Here is an 11,217-nt window from a genome sequence, read left to right as displayed (position 1 = left end):
AATGGACAAGGACGCGATGATCGACGCTCCAGCGCCACGAAGCGGAGGCCGGGCCGGAAGACAGGGCCAGCGCCTGGCCCAGCAGGCGCCGCGGCGTCCCTACATCAGCCGGCGGATCGGCACGTTCAATATCCTCGACGAAGAAGGCCTGAGCCTGATCGAGGCGAACGCCGACCGGCTGCTCAAGGAGGTCGGCATGGAGTTCCATGACGATCCCGAGATCCTCGACATTTTTCGCGATGCGGGCGCCGACGTGCAGGGCACCAGAGTCCGCTTCGAGCCCGGCATGTGCCGCAAGATCGTCCGCGCCACCGCGCCTTCGCAATTCAAGCAGCACGCCCGCAACCCGGCCAACACGGTGGTGATCGGCGGCGACAACACCGTGCTGTGTCCGTCGTGGGGGCCGCCCTTCGTCCACGATCTCGATCGCGGACGGCGCTACGCCACGATCGCGGACTTCCGCGATCTGGTGAAGATCCATCAGATGATCCCGCATCTGCATCATTCGGGCGGCGTCGTTTGCGAGCCTGTCGACCTGCCGGCCAACAAGCGTCATCTCGACATGCTCTACACCCACATCCGCCATTCGGACCGTGCCTTCATGGGCGCGTTCATCGGGTCGAGGCGAGCGCAGGACGCGGTTGACATGGCCAAGATCGTCTTCGGCGAGGAGTTCGTCGCCCACAACGCTGTGCTCTACAACGTCTCCAACACCAATGCGCCGCTGGTGCTCGACGCCAACATGTCGGGTTCGCTGAAGGTCTGCGCCCGCAACAACCAGCCGGTCGCCTGCACGCCATGGACGCTGGCCGGCGCGATGAGCCCGTGCACGGTCGCCGGCACGCTGGCGCAGGTGCTGGCCGAGGCGCTCGCCTGTCTCAGCCTCGTACAGCTGATCAACCCCGGCGCGCCCTGCCTGATGGGAAGCTTTGCCAGCACGATCTCGATGCAGAGTGGAGCGCCGACCTTCGGGACGCCGGAAGCGGGCAAGATGGTGCTCGCCTGCGGGCAGTTGGCGCGTCGCGTCGGCGTTCCGTTCCACACCGTCGGTTCGCTGTCGGCCTCAAAGCTTCCCGACGCACAGGCCGAGCAGGAAGCGACATGGGGCATATTGATGTCGATGTTTGCCGGCGCCAACGTGATCAACCACGCCACCGGCTGGCTCGAGGGCGGACTGGTCACCGGTTTCGAAAAGACGGTCATCGACGCCGATCTCTGCGGCAAGGTCGCCAGCCTGTTCGAAGGCATCGATCTGTCGCTCAATGCGCAGGCGATGGAGGCGATCGAAGCGGTCGGGCCGGGATCGCATTTCCTGGGCAGTGCGCATACGCAGTCCAATTTCCTCTCGGCCTTCTATCGCTCCACCAGCAGCGACAACAATTCCTTCGAGCAATGGAACGAGGACGGCCGGCTCGACGCCGCGCAACGCGCCAACCGGCAATGGAAGAGGCTGCTCGACGACTACCAGGATCCGGGGCTCGATCCGGCGATCGACGAAGCGCTCCAGGCCTTCATCGCCAACCGCAAGGCCAGCGAGCCGGACCAGGCTTATTTCTAGAGCCGGTACCGCATCTTTGATGGCCCGTTCGTGGAATGTTGACCGGCCGAGCTCCGCGAGAAGATCGTTCCCAAACGGCTTTATCTGGTTCGTCCTTGCACGATACGGTCGATGATCATGGCGCAGAGAAGTATGGCGAAGCCCGCAAGCAGTCCCTGCCCGACAGCTGCGTATTGAAGCGCATTGAGGACATCTTCTCCCAACCCTTTGGCGCCGATCAGGGAAGCGATGACCACCATTGAAAGGCACATCAAAATGGTCTGGTTTATGCCGGCCATGATGGAAGGCATCGCTAGCGGGAGATCGACCCGGGTCAGGAGAAACCATCTTGTTGCACCATAGGCTTGCGCGGCCTCTCTAATGGCCGGCGGGACGCCCTGCAAGCCGAGCGCGGTCAGGCGCACCACTGGCGGCGTACCGAAAATCAACGTGGCGATGACGCCGGGCGGCTTGCCGATGCCGAATAATGCGATCACCGGGATCAAATAGACGAATGCCGGCATGGTCTGCATGAAGTCGAGCACCGGTCGCACGGCGGCATAGACGCGCGGTCGGCGTCCGCACCATATCCCAAGCGGAATTCCTATCGCGAGGCAGATAATGGCCGATGTGCCCAACAGGGCGACTGTTTCCAGGCTCTTTTCCCAAAAGCCAAGCACGGCAAGATAGGCGAGCGCAGCCGCGGTGAAGATGGCTACGCGCGGCCCCGCCAGTTGCCAGGCCAGGGCTAGAATGATCGCCATCGTCACTGGCCAGGGCATGCCCGTCAGTCCATAGGCCAAGACATCGAGCACCAACGATATTGCGCCTGTGATGCCGCCGAAAAAGCCCTCCCCGAGATGCGACACCGCTCCCATCAGGCTGTCCAGACCCGATGACAACGCGGCCTGCCACTCGCGATTCGAGGGCGCGGCAGTCAGCCAGACGGCTGGTGTCGGCGCGGCGAAGCGATAGACCGAAAGCCCATAGGCTGCGATGCAGAAGGCAAGGGCGCATAGCGCCAGCGGATGATTGAGCCCGCGCTGAAGCGTCGGGTTCGAACGCCAGCGCGCGAAGCGCCGCTCCAGCATCCGGTTGGCGAGGAAACCGGCGATCAACCTGGCGAAGAGCAAAGTGACAATGCCGGACCCAATTACAACCGGCGCCTTCGCTTTTGCGGCGTCGGCCCGCATTCTGGCCGTGTTGGCAGCTTTCTCCAGAGCGGCCGCTGATGATTTCAGGCCAGCTGCATTGTCCGCCCCCGCTGCCTCGGCGGCCTTTGCCTGTTCCGCGCGCACCTGTGCCTGCTTGGTGACGCGTTCGGCGCGTGCTTGCTCCCCGGCGCCGAGGTTGCCAGCCGCGCCGACGCCGATCTGAACCACCGCAAGCGTCTCCAGGAAGAAGATGAGCCAGAACAGAAGTGTGATGCCTCGGGCAGCGGCCCACACCGGTCCAAGCAGCGCGGCCGCCAGGTTGAACGGCCAGACGGCACCGGAAGCCCGCCGGATGCGGGCGAACACATCGATATAGTAATCGGGGTTGCGGAGGACGAATTCTCGTACGAGTCCTTCCTCTGCCGCTTGGGCGTGCTCTATCGATTGCACAGCGACAGGATCATGGGCGTTCACGGATTTCGCCCTTTCGCAGACCGTGGAGCAGGATCTGCCTGTCGACGATGCCGACGACAGACCCACCGGGATCTGTCACAGCAAGCGGTGCGGCATCCCGTGCCGCGAGTTCGACGAGTTCGGCCAGGGATTCTCGAGAATCCACCCTGCGCAACCGCTCGACGTCCAATTCCGGATGAGACCGGCTCTTGAAACTCTCGACCGACTCCATGATGCGCCCGGCGGTGATCACCTTCAGGCGCGAGATGTCGGCGACGAATTTCGCGACATAGTCGTGCTTCGGAGATGTGACGATCTCCTCGGGCGTGTCGGTCTGGACGATGACGCCATCTTTCATGATCGCGATGCGATCGCCGATCCGGATCGCCTCGTCGAGGTCATGGGTGATGAAGATCACTGTCTTTCCCATCGAGCGCGAGAGGGCCAGGAACTCGTCTTGAAGTTGCCGCCTTATCAAGGGATCGAGCGCGCTGAATGGCTCGTCCATGAGCAGGATCGCTGGATCGGCAGCCAAAGCGCGGGCGAGGCCGACGCGCTGCTGCATGCCGCCCGAGAGCTCATGGCAGTAGCGATCCCCCCAGCCCGACAGGTTCACCTTGGCAAGTGCCGCCTCGGCCGCGTCAAATCTCCGCTGCTTGGTCGCGGCTTGGATCTCCAGCGGGAGCGCGACGTTGTCGCGTACGGTGCGATGCGGAAGCAGACCGAAGCTCTGGAACACCATGGCGATCCTGCGAGACCGCAATGCCCTCAACTCAGCGGGCGACTTGGCCATGACGTTTTCACCGTCGACGAAAATCTCGCCGGCGGACGGCTCGAGCAGGCGGTTTATATGGCGGATCAATGTCGATTTGCCACTGCCCGACAGGCCCATGACGCAGAAGATTTCACCCGGCCGAACCGAAATGTTGACGTTGGCGACGCCCACGACACATCCGAAGCGCCTGGCCACTTCGTCCTTGTCCAGGCGGTCGCGCAAAATCGCCATCATCGCCACTGGCGCGCGGGCGCCAAAGATTTTCCAGACGCCCTTCAAAATGATGGCGGCACCGTGGCTTGCCGCGTCTCCGCGGTCCGCCAGGCCGGGTCCTCCCGGCGCAATGATCGGTGCGGTGTCCACCGGCTACCGCTCCCGTCCGATCACGGATTTGAGCGGCCGGGCAACAGTGCAGGCCGGTTCAGAGCCTGCAATGCCGGCCCTGGCCTTCAATGACCGAACCACTTCGCCACGTCGTCGGGGTGGGCTTTGATCCATTCCTTCGCCACATCGCCTGCCGGCTTCTTGTCGACGATGATTGCATAGGCCCATTTGCTGATGTCGTCCGGATTGAAAGTAATCCGATCCAAAGCGGCGGTCAGTTCCGGTTGCCGCTGGGCCAGCGAACCAGCATAGGCGATGTGCACGGTGGTGTCAGCATATGCCGACGACACTTTCGATTTTTCGAACCATTGAGGATCCTCGCTCGGCTGCAGCATCATGAACTTGGCTGGGTCGTGTTTCGGTTCGGTGAGAAAGGCAAGCTTGTAGCGGGCGAAATTCTGGTGTGGGCCGTAGCAGTAGCCGACCCATGGCTTGTCTGCCTTCGCGGCCCGGTCGAGCGATGCCGCGGCCACCGCTTCGTCGGTCACCTGGAGATCGAAGAAATCGGCGAATCCATAGTCGCGGGCCCGCACCTTTTCGATGTTTGTCGACTGCCAGCCTGACGCGCCGATCCAGATTTCCCCCTTGCCGTCGCCATTGGTATCGAAGATCTTGGCGTTGTCCGGATTGGTGAGATCCGCGACATCCTTGATGCCATATTTGTCGATCGTGACCTGGGTGACGCAGTAGCCTTGCTTGGCTTCGTAGCCGTTCTGCGCGAGTTTCACCGTGCCGGCGCTTTTGACATATTTGTCTACCAGGCCCTGCTGGTTCGGCAGCCAGACATCTGGCCAGATGTCGACCTCCCCTTTGTTGCGATCCATGGCTTCCCAAATGACTGGGACTGCGGTGGTGGTGACGGTGGAAACGTCGAGCCCAAGCTCCTGTTCGGCCGCGTTCTTGATGACGTTCATGACCGCCGTTGCGGTAGCATAGTTTGGATCCGGCATAGTCACGTCTGCACCGAACGCCGACGATACCGGCGCCAACAATAGAACGCCGAGAGATGGTGCAAGAAGTCGGTTTTTCATATCGTTCCCCAGTTGAGTTGCGCTGATTTTTCTCAGCTTATTGGTCAAGTTAGCGAAACGTGCAGGCAATCCATCCCAAATTGTGCCGCATTAGCAAAAACGATGAAGCGCATAAGGCGGTCGTTGAGATTCCGATACCCGCTCTGTAGGCAGAGGGTGTCTCCATGCTCAGGCCGTCACGTATATGCTCCCTGCCTCGACGGAGACTGGGAACGTCCTCGCGCGAACGGACGGGTTGACCAATGCTGCGCCCGACCTGATGTCGAATTCCCACCCATGCCAGGCACAGCGAACGATTTCATTCTCACGGTGATAGATGAATTCGGCTCGCTCGACGGGAGCAGTCGTTCCGCATTTCGGTCCCTCACAAAGGGGGGCCCCTCGATGCGGGCATACATTCAGCAGCGCATGGAAACTATCGCCGATCCGGAACACGCCGATCGACAGGCTGCGCACCTTGGCGATGAACGGCGTTCCGACCTGGATCTCGTCGGCGCGACAAATATACGTCTTCTCAGCCATGTCAGGTCGTCACGCTGCAGCAGCGGCTTGCGGGCGGGGAATGCGCTTGTAAACGTCTAGCGCATTCTGGCCGAGCACCTTGCGGCGCCATTCCGGCGGGATGTGCAAAGTGTTGACGTCATCGTAGTCCCAATGGGGGTAGTCGGACGCAAACAGCAGCGTGTGCTCCCCGTCCATGGCCTCCAGGATCGCCCAGAGGTGGTTGACATTCGAAGGCTGCTCCAGCGGTTGGGTGGAGAAACGTATGTTACGCCGGCAATATTCCGACGGCAGCATTTTCAGCCATGGCGTCTCTTTTCGCAGTGCTTTGTAGTCGGCATCCAGGCGCCACAGGACCGACGGGACCCAGGCGACGCCGCACTCGATGATCACGAAGTAGAGGTCCGGCCATTTCTCAAAAACGCCATGGGCAATCATGCTTGCCACATGCGACATGGCCGACATGTGCAGGATCGCATGGGTCTCCCAGAAGAAAGTGGTGGGCGCTGGCGCGACAGCGTTCCAGTTGATGCCGCCATGTCCACCAAGATGTATGGCGAACGGCAAACTGACCTCGGCACAGGCCTCGAAGATCGGGTGATAGAACGGGTCGCCATACGGCCGCACAGAGCCTTGGGAGGCCAGAACTTGCGCCATCCGGGGATGCGCGCCGAGGCGCCGGATCTCCGCCGCCGCAAGGCGCGGGTCTTGCGGTGCGATGATGATGGAGCCCATGAAGCGGCTGTCTTTCGGCAGCCATTCATTGATCTGGTAGTCGTTGTAGGCGCTTACCAGCGCGCTAGCGTAATAGGGATTTGCCAGTGTCGACGCTTCGATGGGCTCGTCGCCAGTTAGGATTGCCACTCCGACATTGTATTTATCGAGGTGCTTCTCCTTCATGATCAGGTAGTTGTCCGCCTCCACCTTCGGTCGCACATCCTTGCGGGAGAAATCCTGCGGATGAAACCAGGGGCGATGGCCGTGCGGAAAAGCGCCGACCGGGCCGGTCTTCTCGCCCTCGATGAACATGTCTTTCCAGACACCGGACAGGTAGGGCTCCAGCACCGTCGCGTTGGACCAATAGTTGTGGCAATCGCAATCGACTATGAACACTTTTCCCTCTTCCTTTGATGCGGCCGTCACAGACCGTGGCTTCTGCACCGAACTTCCGCTTTGATAGTGCACGGATCAAGCGTATGAACAGCTAGATACGATCGCAAAAATCGATGGCTCGCCTATGCAGTTGGAACAAATAGAGACGTTTCTCGACATCATTGAATCGCGAAACTTCAACCGGTCGGCGGAGCGCCTCGGACTGACGCAATCGACGGTCAGCACTCGTGTCAAGAACCTGGAGGCCGCCGTGGGGTCCGAACTCTTCCATCGCGGCCGCGCCGGTGCTGAGCCGACCGCGGCAGGGCGGCGGTTTGAGGTTTACGCGCGGTCAATGCTGTCGACCTGGTCCCAGGCCCGTCACGACGTGCGCGCCTTTAACAGATTCGAAGGCAGCCTTCGGGTCGCTGCCCAGGTTGGAATGACCCGCTCGATCCTGCCGGGTTGGTTGGAAATGCTGCTGCAAGTCTTGCGGCGGTCCTCGATCCATGTCGAATCCGACTACTCGCCGCAGATGATATCTGATCTGAGCCTGGGAAACCTCGATATTGCTGTTGTTTATGCTCCACGCTACCTGCCCGAGATCACATATGACCAACTGATGGTCGAGGAATATACAATGGTCTCGACCAAGGCACGCCGGCTTAGCGATGTAAGCCCGGACAATTACATCCGGCCGGGTTACACCGTTGCGCTCGAGAAGGCTCATGCCGAGGCGTTGCCAAATCTGACTGCGTGCCGGCTTTCGATGGGCTCCGAAACGCTGGCCGACAATATGCTGAGGCGCGCAGGCGGCACCTGCTACATGCGCGCCGACGGTGCGCGTCGCTTCGCCGCCGAGCAACCCTCCCACATTGTGGAAGGTGCTCCAACTCTGCATCAGCCCGTCTACACCGCAATTCTCGCGCGACGCCGGCATGAGCCAAACATAAAGAAAGGCATTCGCGCGCTTCATCTTGCGGTCATGTCGCTGGAAGGTTGATCGATATTGTCGATCATAGATGCTTGAGGTTCCTCCTGTATCGAACGTAGGCCTGCTGGCATTCTTGGCCCCTTAATGGGAGCCAGATGATGAACGCCCTCGTTTCTTTCGCTCCCTCCTGCCGATCCGACCGCGTCAGCGGACGTCACACGCTGATCTGTCGCGGCATCGTTCAGGAGACGCACGACGTGAAGACCTTCGTCTTTTGTCCAAAGCGCGGGCAGGCCGGCCAGTTCAAAGCCGGGCAGTTTATCACTCTGAACCTCGTGATCGACGGCGCTCCGGCCGTCCGAACTTACTCGATCTCTTCGCCGCCAACCCGGGTGGGAGACCTCAGGATAACCGTCAAGCGCGTCCCCGGCGGCCTCGCTTCCAATTGGCTGCATGACAATCTCGAACAGGGAAGCGAAATAGAGATCGACGGCCCGTCCGGCAGCTTCAACTGGGATGACCTGCGGAGCGACCGGCCGCTTTTCCTCTCCGGCGGCAGCGGCATAACACCGGTGATGTCGATGCTGCGTACGCTCGCCGACAGTGGCTCCGACAAGGATGTCTGCTTCATTCATAGCGCACGCTCGCCGAAGGACATCATCTTCGGTGACGAGCTTGACAACCTGGCACGGGACCATCGCAATTTTCACGTCCATGTCGTCTGCGCCGAAGCTGTGCATAATTGGGCCGGTCCAACTGGATTGGTTGGTGGGTCCATGTTGCTGAAGTTTGCTCCCGACATTAGGGAGCGCACCGTTTATGCCTGTGGGCCCGAGCCTTACATGAACGCAGTCCGGAACGCCCTCAACAGCATCGGCTTGGATCCTGGTCGGTACCATGAGGAGAGCTTTGGCGGCCTGCTGAAGCCTGCACCGGTGTTGCAAACAGCCCAGGCCGCTTCCGTGCGTTTTGCTCGCACAGGTGTCACCCACCAATGCCGTTCGACACAGACCCTGCTCGAAATCGCTCGAAGCGTTGGTCTGTACCTGCCAAGCGCTTGCCAGCAAGGGATTTGTGGGACCTGTCGTGTGCTGAAGGTCAGCGGCGACGTGGAAATGGCTGATTTCGGCGGACTCAGCGCACAGGAGAAGGACGCCGGATATGTGCTCGCCTGCTGCACTCATCCCATGGGAGCGGTGTCGATAGACTTGTAACTGCAGGCGCACACCGCGGCCGTGCAAATCACAAAGCAATTCAGTGCCGATATTGTCGTGGAAGGCACCGATAAGACGTCGGCAGCATCGATCTGGTGTTCGACGTCATCGGTGGCGACATCCAGAAGCGGTCTGCAGCCCTGATCCGGGGCGAGGTATGCTGGTGACCGTCGTCGGACCAGCCGAGGCGCAGCCCGCGGATGGCTTGGCGGTCGATTTCGTCGTCGAGTCCGGTCGTGGCCAGTTGAGCGAGATCGTCCAGCAGGTGCGGAATGGGCGGCTGCGGATGAACATTGGCAAGGTCGCGATCTCGACGAGGCGATCGCCGCCTCAGGAAAAAATACTGTCAGAGCATTGTCACTCGACAACGCTCCACCACAACAACGCGTGCATGTCACGACGCGATTCGCGGCCGCCCGGTGGCTGTCGCGACGACGATGGCTTCCACGAAACTGCGCTCGCCTTCGATTGTAGCAACTCTTATGTCGCGTGCGATCTCGATCCGAGCCTGATCGGCCCCGGCGCGCTCGGCAAGACCTGCCGCCAAGACTCGAATGTGGGCTTCGGCTGCGGCCATCGCCTCGTCCTCGGTGTCATAGTCGTCCAGCCGCTCGCCGGAATTGAGACGGAAAAGCCCGATCTCCGGTTGGCTGACGCGCGCTTCCGCTGACATTCGCACCTGTCCAACCACGGCGCCCAACGCATTTGCGACATCGGCGTGTTCGGCAATGCTGCATTCATTGCCGATCAATTGCGGCAGCCCGGCAAAGTGCAGCGAAGCCGACGCCCCGAGGCCGATCACCGGCCGGTCGAGCGCGATCGACAGCCGCGCCATGCCGCCTCGCCCGCCAACCGCCCGCTGAACCAGCGGGTTGGCAACGGAGACGCCGCCCTCCAGCCCGTCCTCGGCAAATACCGATTCAAGAATTACTTCGGCAGAACGCCGGGTGACGGCGGCAAGAACCATCTCGGAAAACGCTTCTGCGCCTTTGGCGACACGATGCCCCTGGCCGTCGCGCTTGCGTGAGAACAATTCGGCGCCCAGTCGAGCCGCGACAGGATCCCAGTTCCCTTGCCGGCCGAGCACATGGGCTGCATCGGATGGCGTGAAGCCGACGATATGCACCAGGCCACGTGCGACGAGGCGATTGAGCGTCGCGACCTGTGACGTCGATACGAGCAACCGGTCGAGCGCGGCGGGAATTGCCGAAATGTCAGCATAGAGCCGCGTCTCGGTAACCGTCAGGCCTGCGGCTAGACGTTCGGGCACACCTGTGCGCAATGCGAAGCGGCCGTCCAGCCGGCTGGTGTTGGGACTGAGCAATTGCCGCTTGAGACCTTGGTATATGGCATCGCCGTGTTTCACCGCAGCGAGCGCGAGCGGTACCAGCCGCCGGGGCCCGAGCACGATCGTCGAAGCCAACGACTGCTCATGAAGCGAAACTTCCGAATCCCCACCAAGGCCAAAGGTGCGCATGGCGACGGCTTCCACCATGGTTCGCATTCCGCCGACGGTGGCGCCTTCCGGATCGAGCCGCAGGCGGCCGCCGTCCAGAACTGCGATGTCGGTGGTGGTGCCGCCGATGTCGGACACCACCGCATCATCGATGCCGGTCATGTACCGCGCCCCCACCAGGCTTGCCGCTGGTCCTGACAGAATGGTCTCGATTGGCCGAGCGCGGGCGAATTCTGCGGTAATGAGCGCGCCGTCGCCGCGCACGACCATGAGCGGAGCGACGATCCCGCGTCTTGCCAGAAAGCTCTCGGTGGCGTCGACAAGGCGATCGATCATCGAGATCAACCGGGCGTTGAGAAGCGTGGTCAGCGCCCGACGCGGGCCGCCGAGTTTCGACGACAATTCATGCGAACAGGTCACCGGGAGCCCGGTGCGCTCGCGGATGACGTCACGTACCGCGATTTCGTGTTCGGGATTGCGAACGGCAAAATAGGAGGCCACGGCGACGCCTGAAACTGTGTCGGCGAGAAACGGCAGCGCAGCCACGAGAGCGTCGAGCACCAGCTCACGCGGATCTCCGTGGACGTCATGTCCGCCCGGGCAAAAGATCACGGGATCGGAGCCGAGGGCTTTTGACAATCCGTTCCGGGCAAGGTCGGCTTCAGTGAAGCCGATCATCACCAGCG

Annotated in this window: 9 protein-coding genes and 1 pseudogene; 4 read left to right on the top strand and 6 right to left on the bottom strand. The window is 61.5% G+C overall.

Annotated elements, in window-relative coordinates:
- Position 1: 1 nt before the first annotated feature.
- The gene (locus FJ979_RS25960; RefSeq protein ID WP_246675965.1) at positions 2-1,558 is read left to right on the top strand and encodes a trimethylamine methyltransferase family protein; all 1,557 of its coding nucleotides are present in this window, start codon (positions 2-4) and stop codon (positions 1,556-1,558) included.
- An 80-nt stretch (positions 1,559-1,638) separates the two neighbouring features.
- Here FJ979_RS25960 and FJ979_RS25955 read toward each other — a convergent pair whose 3' ends face one another.
- From FJ979_RS25955 to FJ979_RS25935, 5 genes are all read right to left on the bottom strand, one after another.
- A complete protein-coding gene (locus FJ979_RS25955; RefSeq protein WP_210241484.1) occupies positions 1,639-3,165 on the bottom strand; it encodes an ABC transporter permease subunit in 1,527 nt (508 codons plus the stop codon).
- Positions 3,152-4,243 (bottom strand): betaine/proline/choline family ABC transporter ATP-binding protein, encoded by a 1,092-nt coding sequence (locus tag FJ979_RS25950; protein ID WP_224519145.1) that lies wholly within the window; start codon positions 4,241-4,243, stop codon positions 3,152-3,154. Before FJ979_RS25950 ends, FJ979_RS25955 begins: the two co-directional genes overlap by 14 nt.
- A gap of 125 nt (positions 4,244-4,368) precedes the next feature.
- Positions 4,369-5,382 carry a glycine betaine ABC transporter substrate-binding protein gene (locus FJ979_RS25945; RefSeq protein ID WP_140577957.1) on the bottom strand — a complete coding sequence of 338 codons (1,014 nt, stop codon included), beginning with the start codon at positions 5,380-5,382 and terminating at the stop codon, positions 4,369-4,371.
- Between the two features lie 120 nt (positions 5,383-5,502).
- Positions 5,503-5,856, bottom strand: a complete 354-nt coding sequence (locus FJ979_RS25940; protein WP_140584226.1) for a Rieske (2Fe-2S) protein — start codon at positions 5,854-5,856, stop codon at positions 5,503-5,505.
- 9 nt (positions 5,857-5,865) lie between these two features.
- Complete coding sequence (locus FJ979_RS25935; protein ID WP_140521568.1) at positions 5,866-6,948, bottom strand: amidohydrolase family protein; 1,083 nt, start codon at positions 6,946-6,948, stop codon at positions 5,866-5,868.
- A 124-nt stretch (positions 6,949-7,072) separates the two neighbouring features.
- Between FJ979_RS25935 and FJ979_RS25930 the strand changes: the two genes are divergently transcribed.
- The 3 genes and pseudogenes from FJ979_RS25930 to FJ979_RS33160 form a co-directional block, all read left to right on the top strand.
- On the top strand, positions 7,073-7,930 hold the full coding sequence (locus FJ979_RS25930) for a LysR family transcriptional regulator (RefSeq protein ID WP_140584225.1): 858 nt from the start codon (positions 7,073-7,075) through the stop codon (positions 7,928-7,930).
- 89 nt (positions 7,931-8,019) lie between these two features.
- Positions 8,020-9,075, top strand: a complete 1,056-nt coding sequence (locus FJ979_RS25925) for a hybrid-cluster NAD(P)-dependent oxidoreductase (RefSeq protein ID WP_181181814.1) — start codon at positions 8,020-8,022, stop codon at positions 9,073-9,075.
- A gap of 74 nt (positions 9,076-9,149) precedes the next feature.
- Positions 9,150-9,405, top strand: a pseudogene (locus tag FJ979_RS33160) (zinc-binding dehydrogenase); the annotation flags it as partial.
- Between the two features lie 64 nt (positions 9,406-9,469).
- Here the strand turns inward: FJ979_RS33160 and FJ979_RS25915 are convergent.
- A partial coding sequence (locus tag FJ979_RS25915; RefSeq protein ID WP_140584223.1) for a hydantoinase/oxoprolinase family protein occupies positions 9,470-11,217 on the bottom strand: 1,748 nt, incomplete at its 5' end.

It is taken from the genome of Mesorhizobium sp. B1-1-6 (assembly GCF_006443035.1).
Taxonomy (GTDB): Bacteria; Pseudomonadota; Alphaproteobacteria; order Rhizobiales; family Rhizobiaceae; genus Mesorhizobium.
This window is presented reverse-complemented; position numbering and strand designations above follow the sequence as displayed.

Excerpts from the sequence above, each read along its gene's own strand:
- FJ979_RS25960 (WP_246675965.1), top strand. The coding sequence starts at position 2 with ATGGACAAGGACGCGATGATCGACGCTCCAGCGCCACGAAGCGGAGGC.
- FJ979_RS25930 (WP_140584225.1), top strand. The coding sequence starts at position 7,073 with ATGCAGTTGGAACAAATAGAGACGTTTCTCGACATCATTGAATCGCGA.
- FJ979_RS25940 (WP_140584226.1), bottom strand. The coding sequence starts at position 5,856 with ATGGCTGAGAAGACGTATATTTGTCGCGCCGACGAGATCCAGGTCGGA.
- FJ979_RS25925 (WP_181181814.1), top strand. The coding sequence starts at position 8,020 with ATGAACGCCCTCGTTTCTTTCGCTCCCTCCTGCCGATCCGACCGCGTC.